Raw genomic sequence first — 17,777 nt, forward strand, 5'->3', positions numbered from 1 at the left:
ACGGCCCTCGTACCGGCCACCGGTTCGCCGGTGGAGCCTTTCACCTGGACGACTGCGGGAACACCCGAGGGATCCTCGTCGGCCTGGGGGGCCGGTACGTGCTCCACGCCGACGACGGCGCCGGCCGAGTCGGACGGCACACGAGCCCGGCCGACATCCTGGCCGGTGGCCCGGACCGGCTGCGGCAGGAGAAGCCGCGTCCGCCGATCGGCGAAGGCTGGATCCCGTGAACACCGGAGGAGTACGCGGACGACCGGGACCTCCCGGCGATGCGACGGTCCCTGACCCTGTCGGGTCCGGCCGGACAGCGCTGAACCACGGGGCACGCCGGGGAGCGGACACAACGGCCCCGGCGTTGCCCCGTCACCCCCGTTCGGTCCGCAGCAGTACGGGACCGAACAGGCCGCTGACACGCTGCCCGGGAAAGACGAAATGGGTCGGGCTCGTCGCGTCCAGGCGGGGCGCCAGCGTCCCGAACACGGTGATCTCCACGACGTTGTCCCCCGGCACGACCAGCCCCGTCAGATCGAACACGTACGGGGAGCACACCCGCACCCCTGCGGCGACGCCGCCGACCCGGACCTCCGCCGTCCCCCGGACCCGCCCGAGGTCGAGCGACACCCGACCCGCGACGGCGTCGGCCGGCACGTTCACCACGCGGCCGTACCGCACCCCGCCGCTGTACTCGGCGAGGCCCCGGTCCTCCCAGTCGCCGAGCCGGATCCGCCCGGGGCCGACCGCGCAGCGCACCGGACCGGCCAGCGCGGCGCCGCCCTCGTACCCGGGGCGGGTCCGCACCCGCAGCGCCGCGGTCACCGGCCCACCGCGGTCGCCGGACGGCAGCTCGACCGTCACGGTGCGCACCCCCCGGACGCCGGAGACATCCATGGCGGCGGGGCATTCGGATCCGTCGACGTACACCGTGATCCCGCCGTGCACCTGCACCGTCAACCGGGTGGTGCCGGGCGGGAGTTCGCACCAGAACCACTCCACACCGCCCCGGCTCCCCGGAACCGCGAACCGGACCGGCACCACCGTGCCGTCGTCGGCCTCCGGGTCCAGCCACGCGGCACCCGGCAGCGGATGCGGGCGGCGGCGCAGACACAGCGCGGCAGGATCGCCCATCGGTTCGCGCCGCACCCCGACCGGCCCGCGACCCTGCGGCCCCTGAGCCCACCAACGGGCGTCACTGTGCAGCGTCGCGACGGGTTCGCCTTCCTGGTCGTCGAGGACCGCGTCCACCAGGACCGCGCGCTCGCCGCCCCCGGACGTCTCGACCGTGATGTCGTTGTCACCGATGCGCAGGGCGGCCGTCACATCGTGCCGTCGTACGCGTGGCACCGCGTGCTCGGCGTACGGGTCGAATCCGCCCTGCCCGCCGATGAGCCGGCCGTTGACGCGCAGCGCGCAGGGCACCCGGGCGGCCACCTGCACGACGGCGTGGACGGGGAGCGCGGTCAGTTTCAGCGTGGTGCCCATCGTCCCGGCCGCGTGGATCCACTCCGGGCGCCGGTAGCGCCCGGGATCGCGCACGAGCGCCAGATGCGCCCGCAGATCACAGTCCTGATCAGGTGTCAGTTCCAGTTCGAGCAGACGGATCCCGGCGCTCGCCCGTACCGGGCCCAGCGCGAGATGGCCACCGTCGCCGAGCGCCACGGGCACGCCGTCGAGCTGGACCCGCTTCGCCGCCCCGGCCCCGATCGCGAGATGCCCGTCGAAGTCCTCGTCCAGGCAGATCTCCGTACGCAGCCGCACCACCTCGCCGGCGACCGCAGGGCCGATGTGCACGAATTCCTCCGGCACATGCCCCTTCGGCCCCAGAACCGCGCGATGCACCGGGTCCTTGTGCACGCCCAGACTCTCGGACCATTCGAGCACCGACGGGCCGTCCCGGCCGGGCCCCTGGCCCAGGACCAGCGCACGGGGACCGAACGTCGCGTGGACCGTGGCCCGCGCCGGATGGCCGGGGCCGAAGGGCGCCGCGGCCCAGCCGTCCCGGACGCCGTCCTCGCCGGCCGCCTCCACCCGGTGCCGGAAGGTCCGGCACTCGGTGACGGCCGTGCCGGTGGGCGGACCGGTCGCGGGGCGGGCGAAGTCGCCCCAGGTGTTGTCGAGCGTCGGGACGAGCACCATGTCCCACTCCGCGTCCGGGGGGATCTCGACGGTCTCGACGGTGGTGACGCGCGGCGGCTGGGCTCCGGAATCCACGGGTAGGGACGGCGCCAGGTCCTCGGCCGGGAAGACCAGCACTGCCGCCGGGCCCGTATCGAAGGGCACGTCGACCTCGACGGCTCGGGCATCGTCGTCGACGAGCAGCACCGGCAGCCTGCGGGGAGCGCCGCCGAACGGGTCCACCAGAACGGCCGGACCCGGCACGTCCCGCACCCGCACCCGGACGCGCCGCGCGTAGCGGCCGGGGTCGAAGTCGTAGCGGGCGTCCAGCCAGCCGAGGGCGGCGCCCCGCTCGTCGGGGGCCGCGACATCCGCACGGGTCGCCCGAGGTGCCGCCGCGGTCAGGAACACCACCGTGGCGCCGTCCACCCGCCGCGCGAGCGCGGGGACCGGCGCGCGGACGGCCGGCCGCACATCGCCGAGCGCGGCGGCGAGCGCCCCGGCCGGGTCGTCGGTCAGGGGAACGTGCACGGCCCGGCCGTCCGCGAAACACGCTCGCAGCCCGTCCGCGGCCGTGGCCGCACCGGATCCCACGACCCGCTCGGGCAGCTCGCCCCAGGCGATCAGCTTTCCGCCGGCGGAAGCGAATTCCACCAGCCGCTCGACCGTCTCGCGTTCGAGGACGGTGCACGCGGGCAGCACGATCGCCGAGTACGCCTCGTCCGCCACCCGCAGCCGTACGCCGTCGTCGAGCCGGGAGACACGGGCGCGGGCCAGCGAGGCGTCGTCGATGACATCGGCATCGAGACCCACCCGGTCCAGCACCCCCGGGCGGGTGCGGAACCAGGTCATGTCCCCGACGAGTTCCAGATAGGCCGACTGGGCACGGGCCGCCGCCCCGTCGACACCGTCCAGGGCGGTGCCCGCCTGAGCGGTGGTGGTGGGCAGCAGGACCGCGACATCGCACAGATGGTGACCGAGGCTCAGCACCGCGCACAGCCGGGTCACGGCATCGGCGAAGACACGGTGGTGGCGCCAGTACGGCTGACGCCAGTCGGTCCCGGGCGGCGCCCACTCCCACCAGCCGCCCTTGGTCGTGTAGTAGACGGCATGCGGGTTGTAGAGCGTGGCTCCGGCACGCAGCCAGGGGAGCAGCCAGTCGAGGGTCTCCTCCAGGGTGCCGCCCCAGCCGGTCGAGTGGAATGCCTCGACCCAGGTGCGGGCACGGCCGTAGAGGTGGGCGAGCGAGGAGTGGATGCGGGCGTCCCCGTGATGGTCGGAGCCGGGCGCCGAGAACCAGCGGTGGGTCCGCGCGTAGTCGGCGTACAGCTCCACGCCCGCGACCGGGTGTCCGGCGCGGGCGGGATCCTGCTGGTCGCAGCCGATGAGCAGCCCGTGCCGTTCGTGCCAGGCGGCCAGCGGCCGGAAGAACGCGTCCTCGGCCAGTTCGGCACGGGTCAGGTGGTAGTCGCGGCGGATCCGGTGCACGTCCGGATCCGTGCAGTCGTCGTACAGGGCGTCCAGCCGCTCGGCGATGTCGTACCCGCGAAGGCGCAGAAAGGCGTCGGCGAAGCCGGTCGACCAGGTGGGCAGGGACGGCAGTTCGTCCTGGAACGAGCCGACGACGACGGTTCCGAGGCGGTCACCGAGCCGCCGCTCGAACTCTCCGTGCACCCGGTCCAGCAGTGCCGCGCACGCCTCGGTCCCGAGATAGTCGAAGCCGAGCGCCTCGTGATGATGGAGCGTCAGGCGCCAGCGGCCGGTGCCGGGCGCCCGTACGATCCCGTCGGCCACCGGCACCGCGACCGCCGGGCCGATGGTGCGGCCCTCGTCGTCGAGCGGTTCGGCGCGGCCCGCGAGCGGCCGGCCGTCCGGCGGGCACCGCAGCTCACCGGCCCTGGCCGCCGAGGACTCGACCACGGCCCGCACCCGGCCGAGCCGACGGCCGGCGTGACCGGGCCGCTCGTCGACGAGGCGTGCCTGGAGATCCGCGCCGGAAAAACCGAGCTGGTCGTAGAACCAGAGCCCGACCCCCAGCTCCCTGGCGTCCTCGCACACCCCGTCGAGCAGCGCCCACCACGCGTCGGACAGAAACGGCGGGTCGTCGGCGTCGGAGCCGAACAGCGGGCCCGACGGCGCCAGGTTGAGGAGCACCAGATTGTGCACCCCGCCCTGAGCGAACCGTTGCAGCTGAGCCCGCAGCCGCGCCCGGTCGAGCCGCTCCCCGCTCCACCACCAGATCGCGACGGGCGAGAAGGCGCGCGGGGGTGCGGCGAGAACCGCCGCGACGCTCGGTGGCAGGAGCGGATCACCCGGTTGTGTCATGAGAGGTCCTCAGCCCTTGAGGCCGCCCGCGAAGCCCTTGATCACATAGCGCTGGAGGACCACGAAGACGATCAGGATCGGCAGTGCGGCGAGCACCAGTCCGGCGAAGACGAGCCCGTAGTCCGAAACGTACTGGCCGACGAACGCGAAGATGCCCACCGGCACGGTCTCCTTGTCGGAGCCGCCCAGGTAGAGCAACGGTGTGAAGAAGTCGTTCCAGATGAAAACCGCGTTCAGGATGATCACGGTGCCGGTGATGGGGCGCAGCAGCGGGAAGACGATCCGGGTGAACGCCTGCCGGTGGTCGCAGCCGTCGATCAGCGCGGCCTGGGCGTAGTCCTGCGGCAGCGCACGGATGAATCCGGTGTACAGGAAGACGGTGAACGGCAGTTGGATGCCGGTGTAGAAGAGCACCATGCCCTGGTACGTGCCGAGCCAGCCGAGGTCGTCGACGAGCTTGTACAGCGGGATCATGCCGAGCTGGAACGGCAGCACGATGCCCAGCAGGAACAGGATGTACAGCCCGTAGCCGAGACCCCGGGCGCGCCGCGCGAGGTAGTAGGCCCCGGTGGAGCCGAGGACGATGAGGAGCAGCAGACTGATGACGGTGATGACCGTGCTGTTGAGCAGTGCGGGCCCCAGCGACGCGGAGGACCAGGCGTCGCCGAAGTTGCCGAGGGTGGGCGGGGAGGGCAGCGAGAGCGGCGACTCGGAGATCTGCCGGGGGTCCTTCATCGCCAGGGTGATCAGGGCGTACACCGGGAACAGGAAGACGACGGCGACGGCGATCATGACGAGTTCGAGGGCGTACTGCCCGTACCGAGGTCTGCGGCCCCCGCGGCGGGCCTTCCGGTTCGCCGGCCCGCGGGCCGTTGTGACGCTCATGCGGTGACCTCCCTCGCACGCAGATAGCGGAGCTGGACCAGGGACACCGCGGCGACGAACAGCGCGAGGACCAGGGCCACGGCGGTGCTGTAGCCGAACTTCCCGTAGACGAACGCCTCCTTGTACAGGACGGTCGACAGGGTCTCGCTGGAGGTGCCGGGTCCGCCGTTCGTGGCGGCGTAGACCTGGTCGAAGAGTTTGAGACCGCCGATGGTCGACAGCATCAGGTTGATCGTCAGCGCCGGGGCCAGGAGCGGCCAGGTGACATAGCGGAAGCGCTGCCAGGAGCCCGCCCCGTCGATCCTCGCGGCCTCGTGGAGTTCGGCGGGCACGCCCTGGAGCCCGGCCAGGAAGACGACCATCGAGTAGCCCGCGTACTGCCACACGACCATCGCCGCGACGGACCACAGGGCGAGAGAGGGATCGCCGAGCCAGTCCTGTCGCAGCCCGCCGAGTCCTACGGCGCCGAGCAGTCCGTTGAGCCCGGCGCCGTTCTCCGGGTTGTAGACGTACTTCCACAGGATCGCGACCATGACGGGGCTGACCACGGCCGGTGCGAAGAAGATCAGCCGCAGCACCGCACGGGACTTGATGTTGGTGTGCACACCGAGCGCCAGCAGCAGGCCGATGCCGTTCTGGACGACGACCACGGCGACGGTCAGGAGCAGGGTGTTGGTGACGGACTCCAGGGCCCGGCTGTCGTCGAGCAGGGCGCGGAAGTTGTCCGTTCCGATGAAGGAGAACCCGCCGATGCCGGACCAGTCGGTGAAGGCGTACATCACCCCGGCGAGGCTCGGGTAGAGCACCACGACGGCGTAGACGACGAGGGCCGGGACGACGAAGAGCCAGGGCGGGAGAGTGTGGTCGCGGCGCCGGGCCGGTCGGCCGCGACCCGTTCGTGGAACGTCCCCGGCCTCTGTGACCACGCCGGGGACGGTCTTCTGGGGGGTGCTCGTCACGATTTCTTCCCGTAGGCCTCGTCCATCTGTCCCAGGGCGCCGTCGACATCCGTCTTCCCGGCGAGCAGATTCTGCACGGCGGCGAAGTGCGCCGGCTGCACCTCGGCGTTGGGCCAGCTCTGGTCCATGAAGGGGACCGCCCGGTTGTCGTCGATGATGGGCAGGAAGCCGGACAGGACCGGGTCGATCTTCGTCGAGGCATTGCGCTTGAACGGGATCGCGGCCACGGACTGTGCCCAGCGGTCGACGTTCTCCTGCTTCCCGAGGAACTCGATGAACGCCTTCGCCCCGGCCGACTTCCTGGACCGCGCGGAGACGCCGAGCCCGACGACGATGCCCGCCGGGATCCACAGCTTCGCGGGGTCGTCACCACCGGGGAAGGGGAACATGCCGAGGTCCTCCGGAGTCCGGGTGGCCTGGCGGAAGTTGGCGAGCACGGCGGAGACCTGGACGGCCATGGCGGCCTTGCCGCCGGCGACCATCGAGGTCTGCTGCTCGTACGTCGTTCCGTTGGGGTTCTCGTTGAAGAAGCCCCGGCGCTGGAGTTCCTGGTACTTGCCCATGGCGTCGGCCCACCCGGATCCGCGGAAGTGCGCCTTGCCGGAGGCCATCTCGGCGTCGAACCCGGGGTTCTTCGCATAGACGGCGTTGGGGACCAGTGCGTACGTGATCAGCTGGGTGACCCAGGCAGTCTGTGCGCCGAGTGCGATCGGGATGACGCCCTTGGCCTTCAACCTGGCACAGACATCGAGGAGTTCGCTCCACGTCCGGGGCGGTTCCACCCCTGCCTCGGCGAAGGCCTTCTTGTTGTAGATGGCGCCGATGGTGCTGCTGCCCGCCGAGTAGAGATACGTTTTTCCTTCGCGCCGGTAAGCGGGGTGGAAGTTCGCCGGAACCTCCTTGGTCCACGCCTGGTCGCTGAGGTCGGCGAGCAGCCCGGCCTTGGCCAGCTCGGCCATGGACATGGCGCTGCCACTGCCCGGATAGAGCACATGCACATCCGGGGCGTTGCCCCCGGCGAGCTGGGTGCGCAGCACCGTCTGCACCTGGTCGGTGGGTGCGAAGGAGGTGGCGAACGTGTCGTCGGGATGGGACTTGCGGTAGAGGCCGACGAGTTCCTCTATCGGCTTCTGCTGGTCGGCGACGCCGACGACGCGCAGCTTGCCGGAACCGCCGCCCGAGTCCGAGCAGGCGGTCAGAGCGGGTGGCAGGGCGGCGAGCGCCGCGACCCCGCCGCCGATCCGGAGAAATCCCCGGCGGTCGACCGTGCTTCGGCCCGGCCGGAAGCGAGAACCCGTCGTCATGGTGTGTCCTCCTCGTACGAACGGGCGAACGAAGGTTTCGTCGCCGGTCCTGATGTGCGTCGGCTCGGGGTGAGCGACAGCGTCAGTTCCGTCCCGGGCGGCCCCGCGTGGCAGTCCACCGGGGGATGGGCCGCGGTGAAGCGGTAGGCGCCCGAGGACACGCGGTGGACCACGTGGTCGGAGGCGGTCGCGATCAGCGTGATGTGGCGGTCGCCGGCGCTCGGCACCAGGCCCGATTCGCGGACCGAGCCGGGGTCCGTGGTGGGCACGTACACATCGGCGGTGGCGCCGGGTGGCACCTGGACACGCAGGGCGATCCGGTCGCCCTGCCGCTCCCAGGTCACCCTCACGGTGCCGCGAACGGACTCGTGGTGGGCGCTCGCGTGGCGCAGGCCGCCGGGGCGCGGCCGGATCCGCAGGTGCCGGTACCCCGTGGAATCCGGGGCCTGGTCCAGGCCGGCGACACCTCGGTAGAGCCATTCGCCGATCGACCCGAGCGCGTAGTGGTTGAAGGAGTTCATCGACGGTGCCCGGAATCCCGTCCCCGGGGTCCAGCCGTCCCAGCGTTCCCAGATCGTGGTGGCGCCGTGCCGCAGCGGGAACCGCCACGACGGCACCTCGTCGCGGCGCAGCAGGGCGTGGGCGAGGTCGGCCCGTCCGTGGTCGTCGAGGACGGGCGCGGCGAGCGCCACCCCGAGGAAGCCCGTCAGCAGGGCGGGTCCGGCCGACTCGATGAGTTCGGCGAGTCGGCGGGCGGCCGCCCCGGCGAGCCCGGCGGGCAGCAGATCGAAGGCGAGCGCGACGAGATACCCGGTCTGGGTGTCACCGGCGACGCGTACGGACAGGCCGTCCGCGGCATTCCGGGACGTGACGAACTGCTCGGTGAACGTACGGCGGATGTCGTCGGCCAGTTGGTGGTAGCGCTCGCCGATGTCCTTCTGCCCGAGCACATCGGCGGCCCGCGCGGTGAGCCGGGCGCTCTGCGCGAAGTACGCGGTGGCGATCACATCGCGCGGGGTGGGGGTGCCCGGGGCGAGCCAGTCGGAGAAGTGCGGGCCCACCCGGTCGCGCCAGACCAGACCGGAGTTGTGACGATGGATCAGATCGACCCAGGCGCACATGCCTTCCAGGGCCCGGGAGAGGAACCGCGGGTCGTCGTAGACGCGGTAGAGGTGCCACGGCATGATCACCCCCGCGTCGGCCCAGCCGGGCGCCCCCTCGTCCGCGACCCCCACGAGGCGCGGAGCGACATTGGTGAAGCCGCCGTCGGGGGTGCGGGCGTCGTCGACGTCGCGCAGCCACTTGGTGAAGAACGCGGCGACGTCCGCGTTGAGCGCGGCCGTGGGCAGGAAGACCTGAGCGTCCGCGAGCCAGCCGAGCCGCTCGTCGCGCTGCGGACAGTCCGTGGGCACGCTCACGAAGTTCGAACGCTGCCCCCACGCCACACAGTCGTGGAGCCGTCTCAGCTCGGCGTCCGAGCAGTCGAACTCCCCGGCCCACGGGGTGTCGCTGTGCAGCGCCACGGCGACTGCATCGGCCTCGGTCAGCTCGGGCACGCCGCTGATCTCCGCGTACCGGAACCCGTGATACGTGAAGCGCGGCTCGAACACGATGTGCTCGCGCCCGTCCCCGACGAGCACATCGGTCGCCGCGGCGGTGCGCAGATTGGCCGTGTACAGCCGCCCCGCCCCGTCCAGCACCTCGGCGTGACGGATCACCACCCGGGCCCCGGCCGCCAGTCGGCGCACACTCAGCCGCACGCGTCCGGCGAGGTTCTGGCCGAAGTCGACGATGTGTGTGTCGCGGGAGACGCGTCCGACGGAGCAGGGACGCAGTTCGGTCATCGCCCGCACGGGTTCGTCGGCGGAGGCCACCAGCAGGCGGTGATCGGCGCCCGTGACCTGGGCGGGGGACCAGCCGGAGTCGTCGAAGCCTGGCAGTTCCCAGCCGTCGGCGGAGCGCCGGAGGTCATGGCACTCGCCCATCAGCAGATCCGCGTGGCGGATCACCCCGGTGGCGGTGCGCCAGGTGCCGTCGGTGACCAGCACGGAGCCTCGGCCGTCCGCCCCGGTCAGGTGAAGTTCGGCCAGGAACTGGGGGTACGAGCCGTAGTGGGCCCCGGCCCGGCGCGGCTCGAAGCCGACGAACCCGCTCCACCAGCCGTCCGCGACGGTGGCCGAGAGGACGTTCTCGCCGTCCCGCAGCGAACCGGTCACCTCGTACGTCTGGTACTGCACGCGGTGGTGGTAGTCGGTCCAGCCGGGTGCGAGTTCGGCGTCGCCGACCCGTTCGCCGTTGAGCCGGACCTCGTACAGGCCGCGCGCGCTGACGTACAGCCTGGCGCGGGTGCCGGCCGACGCCGTGAAGGTCCGGCGCAGTACCGGGCACGGGGCGAGCCCGTGGTCGTCGAGGGCGAACTCGCCCTCGGTGGGCGCGTCCATGACATCAACCGGGTGTGGGTCATGGGTGATCCACGAGGCCCGCCATTGGTCGGTCCGGGTGAATCCGGTCTCGAACCACGAGGTTTCCTCGGCAGGCGTGTCCGTCCCGGCCGGCCACACGGAGACCCGCCAGTGGAAGCGCGTACGGCCCCCGAGCACCGGCCCCGCGTAGTCGACGGCCGTGGCGCCGGGATCGGCCACCCGGCCGGTGTCCCAGAGGAGTCGGCCGCCCCCGTCCAGATCCCCGGCGTGCTCGGCGACGCGGACCCGGTAGGCCACCGGGTCGTCGCCACGCACGTCGGAGGCCAGCCGCCAGGAGAGCCGGGGCGCGGGTTCGTCGATCCCCAGCGGGGTGGTGCGGTGCTCGCACCGCAGGGCGTACGGACGCAGCCTCCGGGCCTCCGGACGGCCGGTCACCGGCCCTTCGGCGGGGCGGCGTGCGGGGACACCCGCTGCCGGGGAACCGGACACGAACACGTCCTTCCGTCGCACCGAATTTCCCGATGTGAAATCTAACGTTAATTCTGTGGCGTGGAGACTATGAGCCGCCCTCAGGGGTGTCAAGGGTGTTGCCGACCTGGGCTCGGTCGCGTCGGAGAAGGGCTGATGTCTCCTCAACTAACCGCCTGTGAACGGCAATATGACCACTCGTAGGTGGTCTTGTGGCATGTGTTTCCTCTGTGATATTCAGCCTGTGATTACCACATGGACGGGCGTGAAATCACGTGCCGATCCCATCTCGTACCGGACGGAATTCCGCCCGACGAAGGGACGAGTTTCATGCAAATGGACAGTGCGTCAGGTGGTACCGGCGGATTCGGCAGACGGGTGATGCTCGGCGGCACGGTCGGCATGGCCCTGGCGGCGTCCGGCCTGTCCGCGGGCCGCGCCTGGGGTGACACGCCCTTCCACGAGGACCCGTTCACCCTCGGCGTCGCGTCCGGCGACCCGTGGCCGGACGGGGTCGTGCTGTGGACCCGCCTCGCCCCTCAGCCCCTCGCGCCCGACGGCAGCGGCGGCATGCCGCCGTACGCCGTCGACGTGCAGTGGGAGGTCGCCCGCGACGACCGCTTCCGGTCCGTCGTACGCCGGGGACGGACCCGCGCGGTGCCCGAGCTGGCCCACTCCGTTCATGTGGAGGTCTCCGGACTCCAGCCGGACCGGCACTACTACTACCGCTTCCGCGCCGGCCGCGTCCACAGCCCGGTCGGCCGCACCCGCACCGCGCCCCCGCCGCACAGCCGCCCCAGGGAGCTGGACTTCGCCTTCGTCTCCTGCCAGGCATGGTTCGAGGGCTTCTACACCGCCTACCGGCACCTCGCCGAGGAGGACGTGGATCTGGTCCTGCACCTGGGCGACTACATCTACGAGAACGCCATCGACGCCATGGGAGGCGTGCGCAACGTCCCCGTCGCCGCCGAGCTGCGGCCCGAGCCGATGAACCTCGTCCAGTACCGCAACCGCCACGCCCTGCACCGCTTCGACCCCGACCTCATCGCCGCCCACCAGGCCCACCCGTTCGCCCTGGTCTGGGACGACCACGAGGTCGAGGACAACTGGGCGCGTGACCGGTCCAAGGCCGACACCGAACCCGACCAGGACCCGGCGGTCTTCCGCGAGCGTGCGGCGGCCGCCTTCCAGGCGTACTACGAGCACCTGCCGCTGCGGCTGCCGAACAAGCCGAACGGCTTCGAGGCAAGGATGTACCGCCGGCTGCGCTACGGGCGGATGGCCACCTTCCATATCCTCGACACCCGGCTCTTCCGTGACGACCAGCCCTGCGGCGACGGCACCAAGAGCGGCTGCGACGAACGGCTGACGCCGGGCCGCACCATCCTCGGCCCCGAGCAGGAACAGTGGCTCTTCAGCGGCCTCGGGCGCTCCGACACGACGTGGAACATGATCTCCCAGCAGATCCCCGTGACCCAGGTCGACACCGACCCCGGCCCCGGCCAGGCATTCGTGATGGACTTCTGGGACGGTTACGTGGACGCCCGCCGGCGGCTGTTCAAGGAGCTCACCGACCGCAGCGTGAACAACCCGGTCGTCCTCACCGGCGATATGCACCGCCACCTCGCCGCCGATCTCAAGCAGAACTTCGACGATCCGGACTCGCCGACACTCGGCGTCGAATTCGTCGGCTCGTCCATCTCCACCACCAAGGACGGGATGGACCTGGACCCCTCCGGCGTCAAACTCCTCGCGGCCAACGAGCACATCAAGTTCACCAACTTCCAGCGCGGATATGTGCACTGCTCGCTGACCCGGGACAGCTGCCGCGCCGATTTCAAGGTGCTCCCGTACGTCACCACCCCCGGCGCACCCATCTCGACGCGGACCTCCTACGTGACCGAGGCCGGCCGCCCCGGGCTCCAGGAGGTCTGAGGGAACACCGGACGTCCCCCTGCCGGGAGAGCGGCAGAGGGACGGATCGCACGGTGCCGGTTTCCCGCCGCCCGCCCGGGTGGGCGGCGGGAAACCGGGTCAGGCGGCGCAACCGCCCGACGAAGGTGTGCCGGGGGTCACGCGCTTCCACCGTCCAGCGGCGGGTAGGCGTTGCGCACCAGTTCCTGGAACTGCGCGGAGAACCAGTGGCCCGCGAGCGGGGCGTCCGGCAGGGCACCGGACAGGTTGTAGCCGTTGCGACCGTTACCGGTGTACGTCGGGTCGCACATCCGGTCGAAGCCCTTGCCCTCGTCGTTGTCGATGGGCAGGCTGTTGCCGTCCGACTCGCCCGGCGGCTTCGCCCAGACGTAGGCGTCGACACCTGGTTCCGGGGCGGCGGTCGGCCGCTCGCCGATGCCCGCACCGCTCTGGTTGCACCAGTTGCCTGCGTGGATGCGCCGGTCGACCCGGCCGCCGTCGACATAGGCGTCGACACCGGTCAGCGGGCCCGCGCCGGTGGGCCGGGCCGAGCCGCCCCACCCGTTGCGGGCCGTGTCGATCAGCATGCCGATGTCCGGGGCGAAGCCCTGGCGCACCAGTTCCGAGCGCAGCGCCTGTGCGAACGACAGTTCATCGACGTAGTAGTTCCAGTCCACCCATTTGGACTGGCGCACCGTCGTGCCGTTCACCGCGTCGGTGACCTTGAAGTGGGGCTCCTTCAGCGCCGAGTAGTTGGCCGTGTTGACGATGAAGCCGTGGACGTCGGCGACCGTCGCCCCCTCCGTGGTCGCGGCCTTCTTGAATTCCTGTGCGGCCGGCACGAAGTTGGAGTCCCAGCCCAGCCATCCGTGGTGGGCGGCGTCTATGTAGTTGTAGACGTTGGGGATCGCGCCCAGGGTGTGCAGGGCGTAGCCGACGCCCTTCTCGTAATTGCCGTTCGCCTTCATCGTCGCGCAGGCCTCGGTGGAACCGGCGGTGCCGCCGGCGTTCGTCACCAGGTTCGGCAGCGAGTCCGGCTCGATGAGGGTGACGATACGCAGGTTCGCGTAGGCCGGGTCGGAGAGGATGCCGGCGATGGGGTCGATGTACTCGGCCTTGTACCGGTCGATCTCCGTGGGGCCGAGTTCACCATTGGAGGCCAGCGCGGCACAGTCCCTGCCGGGCAGGTCGTAGACGACCATCTGGAACAGGTCGGCGCCCTGGTCCAGCGCCGTGTCGAGGTGCTCGCGCAGCCCCATCGCGTCCCCCGCGCCCTCGATGGCCGCGATGCGGTCCATCCAGACGAACGAGGGTTCGTCGGCGATGGCACCGCCGCCCGGCTCGGCGGCGGCCCTGGCGGACCAGTCGGGGTTCACGTACGGGGTGGCGCCCGCGTAGGGGTTGTCGACCCGGGCCGCGGCCGACGCCGGTGCGGGAAGGGCCACCGTCAGTGCCGCGCCCATCGCGAGGGCGGAGAGTGCGGCGAGCTTTCGGCGTAACCCGTGCGAGGTGGTGCCTGTCCGTTTCATTGCGGCTCCATGTTTCTCTCGGGTGCCCGCGGGAGGTCGGCCCGCGGGTTTCAGGGGTGTGCTGTGCCGGGGCAACGGCTCCGTCGGCGCGCGCTGCCCCGCACCGGGCCCCGCCGACGAGGGCGGCGACCGTCGGTGCGTCGTGGGGGAAAGGGGGAGCGGGGTGCGTAGTGCGGTGGGGCTGCGGCACGGTCCGGGGCGAGCGGGGCCCGGTGTCACGGACGCTCCCCGCCGCCGGGGCGGCGGCCGTCGTCGTGTGCAAGCCTTGACTGTGGGAGCGCTCCCACCGTGACGTGATGATGCGCACCTGTCAAGAGTTGAAGCGCAAACGCCGCTCGGGTCCGCCGGAGCGGGGGAGCCGGCGGGGGCCGGCGCGGCGGCGGCCGGCCGCAGGTGACAGCGGGGCGCCCGGAGTCGGGGCCGCATGTTTCTTCCACGAACCACCGCGCGGGCTCACCGAACGGTGGGCGACCCCTTCATGCGCGGGTGGACGGCGCGATCGAACGGGTACGTCCCGGCGTCGGCCGGGTCGTGAAGGCAACCGCCTGCCCCGACGTGATGCCGCCGGTACCGGACACCCGGCCGGTGGCGGTCAGAGTGTGTGCGTCACGGATCAGGATTCGCGCGTCGCCGCCATCCCCAGGGTGATCAGGCCGAGCACCACCCAACCGAACCAGAGCCAGCCGCTGCTCCCCAGCGCCACCGTGTAGGCGGTGACCACGACCAGGGCCGTCAGCGTGAGCACTCCCATGGCCTTCGTGGATCCGGACATGCCCGCACCCTCCTCATCGGCCGCGCGGCCGTGAATGCCATCGTCACCCCTGAGGCGTGCCCACCGCTACTGTCCGCGCGCCTGCAATGAGGCGAGATAGGCGTTGTACGCCTGCAACTCCTGGTCACCGTCCCGGTCGGCCGCCCGGTCGGAGCGCTTCGCCGTCCGCTGCTCGGAGCGGTACCACTGGAAGACCAGCGCGATCAGCACCAGCACCGACGGGATCTCGCTGAAGGCCCAGGCGATACCGCCCGCCCAGCCCTGGTCGCTCAGCGCGTCGATGCCCAGCGAGGCCGGCGGATTCTCGTACGTCTCCACCATCGGCGTCGTCGCCATCATCAGCGCGATGCCGAAGAACGCGTGGAACGGCATCCCGGCGAACAGCTCCAGCATCCGCATCACATAGCCGGGCCGGTGCGGCCCCGGATCGACGCCCATGATCGGCCAGAAGAACACCAGACCGACCGCGAGGAAGTGAACCATCATCGCGATGTGGCCGGTCTTCGAGCCCATCAGGAAGTCGAAGAGCGGGGTGAAGTACAGCCCGTACAGGCTGGCGATGAAGAGCGGAATCGTGAAGACCGGATGCGTGATGATCCTCATGTACCGGCTGTGCAGCAGCTTGAGCAGCAGCTCGCGCGGACCGGTGCGGCCGCGGCCCGCGACCGGCAGCGCACGCAGCGCCAGGGTCACCGGAGCGCCCAGCAGCAGCAGGATCGGTGACAGCATGCTGATCACCATGTGCTGCACCATGTGCACGCTGAACATGACCATGCCGTAGTCGTTGAGCTTGGTGCACATCACCAGTGCGATGCTCAGCACGCCGAGGACGAAGAAGACGATCCGGCCGGCCGGCCAGCTGTCCCCGCGTCTGCGCAGCCGCAGCACGGCGTACGCGTACAGGCCGATGCCGAGTAGGCAGCCGATGAGGAAGAACGGGTCCGCGGAGAATTGGAGCCCACGTCCCAGCGTGAACGGCGGCAGATCCATGTTCATGCCGTGCCCGCTGTGATCCATCTGTTCACTCCTGCTGGGGGCGTCCCCGTTTCGTGCCGGTTGTCCCGACCAGAGTAGAACTGCCCCCGGCCGCAGCTGCGGCCGGGGGCAGTCCGTAGGACGAGGTGTCGCTCAGAGCACGCACTCCGCCTCGGCGTAGCGCTCCGCCGGGACGGTCTTCAGCGTCTCCACGGCCTCACCCAGCGGGACCATCACTATGTCCGTGCCACGCAGTGCCGTCATCATGCCGAACTCACCGCGGTGCGCCGCCTCCACCGCGTGCCAGCCGAAGCGGGTGGCAAGCACCCGGTCGTACGCGGTCGGCGTGCCACCGCGCTGCACATGGCCGAGGATCACCGGCCGGGCCTCCTTGCCCAGGCGCCGCTCCAGCTCGCCGGAGAGCTGCGTGGCCATGCCGGCGAACCGCTCGTGCCCGTAGATGTCCTTGGTGCCCTGCTCGATCTCCATCGACGTGCCCTCGCGGGGCTTGGCGCCCTCGGCGACGACCACGATCGCGAACTTCTTGCCTGCCGAGAAACGCCGGCCGACCACCTCGGTCAGCTCATCGATGTCGAACGGGCGCTCCGGCACCACGATGGCGTGCGCACCGGCCGCCATTCCCGAGTGCAGGGCGATCCAGCCGGTGTGGCGGCCCATGACCTCGACGATCAGCACCCGCTGGTGCGATTCGGCCGTCGTCTTGAGCCGGTCGAGCGCCTCGGTCGCGACCCCGACCGCGGTGTCGAAGCCGAAGGTCACATCGGTCGAGGCGATGTCGTTGTCGATGGTCTTCGGAACGCCGACGATCGGCAGGCCCGCCTCGGAGAGCAGGTTGGCGGCCTTCAGCGTGCCCTCGCCGCCTATCGGGATGATCGCGTCGAGACCGAGATCGGAGACATGGCCCCTGGCCTGCTCCACGCCGCCGCGCAGATGGGCGGGCTGAACCCGGGAGGAGCCGAGGATCGTACCGCCGCGGGCGAGGATGCCGCCGACCGCGTCGAGATCGAGCTTGCGGAAGTCGCACTCAAGGAGGCCCTTCCACCCGTCGTGGAAGCCGATGACCTCGTCGCCGTGGTCGACCACCGCGCGATGAACGACGGAACGGATGACGGCGTTGAGGCCGGGGCAGTCGCCGCCGGAGGTGAGCACACCAATTCGCATTGCCCGGGAAACCTTTGCAACGTGGGCCGACGACCGGACCACGTCGTCCGGTTGGATCCCCGCCACCCTACCGGCGCAGGGTGGCGGGACCGAACCGGGCGTCCGCCTGCTGGACTCCGCTCGGACGTGCGAAAGCAAGAGCGTCCGGCAACCTGGAGAGTAGCCGGACGCTCAGCGCCCCATCAGGCGGGCTGCGTGGCCGACGCGATGCGCTCGGCGCGCAGCGCCTCGTACCAGCGGTCGTCCGTCGGCGGCAGGGCGTTCACATCGAGGGCCAGCTTCAGCAGCAGGTCCGCGATCAGTGGATTGCGCGCCATGACGGGGCCGTGCATGTACGTACCGAAGACGGTGTCGTTGTACGCACCCTCGGTGCCGTCGCCGGTGCCGTTGCCCCGGCCGAACTGCACCCGGGCGAACGGCCGTGCCGTCGGGCCGAGATGGGTGACGCCCTGGTGGTTCTCGAACCCGGTCAGCGGTGGCAGGCCGAGGTGCGGGTCGATGTCGGCCAGTACGTCACCGACGCAGCGGGCCCCCTCGCCGCGGGTGGAGACCACGTCGAGCAGCCCGAGACCGGGCTCGCGCTCACCGAGGTCGTTGATGAACTCGTGGCCGAGGATCTGGTAGCCCGCGCAGACCGAGAAGATGATCGCGCCGTTCGACGCGGCCCGGCTGAGCCCGCCGTCGCGGCGCAACCGCTCCGCGGCGAGCCGCTGCGGCCGGTCCTCACCGCCGCCGATCAGATAGATGTCGCCGGACGTCGGGATCGGCTGGTCGCTGCGCACGTCGACGCGCTGGACGTCGAGACCGCGCTGCCGGGCGCGACGCTCCACCACCAGCGCGTTGCCCTGGTCGCCGTAGGTGCTGAGGAGGTCGGGGTAGACCCAGACCAGACGCAGACCGTTGTTGCTCATGCTTCGTCCTCTCCGGAG

The 17,777-nt window shown here is 71.1% G+C and carries 11 protein-coding genes; 1 reads left to right on the top strand and 10 read right to left on the bottom strand.

Translation table 11 applies throughout. From position 1 onward, the window contains the following. Window positions 1-363 precede the first annotated feature (363 nt). The 5 genes from ACFVH0_RS10165 to ACFVH0_RS10185 are packed head-to-tail and all read right to left on the bottom strand — an operon-like array spanning window position 364 to window position 10,497. Window positions 364-4,437 carry a hypothetical protein gene (locus ACFVH0_RS10165; RefSeq protein ID WP_385819126.1) on the bottom strand — a complete coding sequence of 1,358 codons (4,074 nt, stop codon included), beginning with the start codon at window positions 4,435-4,437 and terminating at the stop codon, window positions 364-366. A gap of 9 nt (window positions 4,438-4,446) precedes the next feature. After that, a complete protein-coding gene (locus ACFVH0_RS10170; protein ID WP_385819127.1) occupies window positions 4,447-5,322 on the bottom strand; it encodes a carbohydrate ABC transporter permease in 876 nt (291 codons plus the stop codon). Further along, window positions 5,319-6,281 carry a carbohydrate ABC transporter permease gene (locus ACFVH0_RS10175; RefSeq protein ID WP_385819128.1) on the bottom strand — a complete coding sequence of 321 codons (963 nt, stop codon included), beginning with the start codon at window positions 6,279-6,281 and terminating at the stop codon, window positions 5,319-5,321. The genes ACFVH0_RS10170 and ACFVH0_RS10175 overlap by 4 nt, the downstream gene beginning before the upstream one ends. Next, window positions 6,278-7,585 carry an extracellular solute-binding protein gene (locus ACFVH0_RS10180; protein ID WP_385819129.1) on the bottom strand — a complete coding sequence of 436 codons (1,308 nt, stop codon included), beginning with the start codon at window positions 7,583-7,585 and terminating at the stop codon, window positions 6,278-6,280. The genes ACFVH0_RS10175 and ACFVH0_RS10180 overlap by 4 nt, the downstream gene beginning before the upstream one ends. Next, entirely contained in the window at window positions 7,582-10,497 is a 2,916-nt protein-coding gene (locus tag ACFVH0_RS10185; protein WP_385819130.1) for a family 78 glycoside hydrolase catalytic domain, read from the bottom strand. The genes ACFVH0_RS10180 and ACFVH0_RS10185 overlap by 4 nt, the downstream gene beginning before the upstream one ends. A 315-nt stretch (window positions 10,498-10,812) precedes the next feature. Here ACFVH0_RS10185 and ACFVH0_RS10190 point away from each other — a divergent pair, with 315 nt between their 5' ends. Further along, window positions 10,813-12,411: an alkaline phosphatase D family protein gene (locus ACFVH0_RS10190; RefSeq protein ID WP_385819131.1), complete on the top strand. Its 1,599-nt coding sequence runs from the start codon at window positions 10,813-10,815 to the stop codon at window positions 12,409-12,411. A gap of 137 nt (window positions 12,412-12,548) precedes the next feature. Here the strand turns inward: ACFVH0_RS10190 and ACFVH0_RS10195 are convergent, their stop codons facing one another. The 5 genes from ACFVH0_RS10195 to ACFVH0_RS10215 all read right to left on the bottom strand — a co-directional run bounded on the left by ACFVH0_RS10195 (window position 12,549) and on the right by ACFVH0_RS10215 (window position 17,759). Next, on the bottom strand, window positions 12,549-13,853 hold the full coding sequence (locus tag ACFVH0_RS10195; RefSeq protein ID WP_385819202.1) for a glycoside hydrolase family 6 protein: 1,305 nt from the start codon (window positions 13,851-13,853) through the stop codon (window positions 12,549-12,551). 679 nt (window positions 13,854-14,532) lie between these two features. Continuing rightward, the gene (locus ACFVH0_RS10200; protein WP_107408259.1) at window positions 14,533-14,691 is read right to left on the bottom strand and encodes a hypothetical protein; all 159 of its coding nucleotides are present in this window, start codon (window positions 14,689-14,691) and stop codon (window positions 14,533-14,535) included. Window positions 14,692-14,757: 66 nt separating this feature from the next. Continuing rightward, a complete protein-coding gene (locus tag ACFVH0_RS10205; protein WP_385819132.1) occupies window positions 14,758-15,708 on the bottom strand; it encodes a cytochrome c oxidase assembly protein in 951 nt (316 codons plus the stop codon). 111 nt (window positions 15,709-15,819) lie between these two features. Then, on the bottom strand, window positions 15,820-16,848 hold the full coding sequence (locus ACFVH0_RS10210) for a 6-phosphofructokinase (RefSeq protein ID WP_385819133.1): 1,029 nt from the start codon (window positions 16,846-16,848) through the stop codon (window positions 15,820-15,822). Window positions 16,849-17,030: 182 nt separating this feature from the next. After that, complete coding sequence (locus ACFVH0_RS10215; protein ID WP_124719155.1) at window positions 17,031-17,759, bottom strand: type 1 glutamine amidotransferase; 729 nt, start codon at window positions 17,757-17,759, stop codon at window positions 17,031-17,033. Between the last annotated feature and the right edge of the window lie 18 nt (window positions 17,760-17,777).

It is taken from the genome of Streptomyces sp. NPDC127117, assembly GCF_042677325.1.
GTDB lineage: Bacteria > Actinomycetota > Actinomycetes > Streptomycetales > Streptomycetaceae > Streptomyces.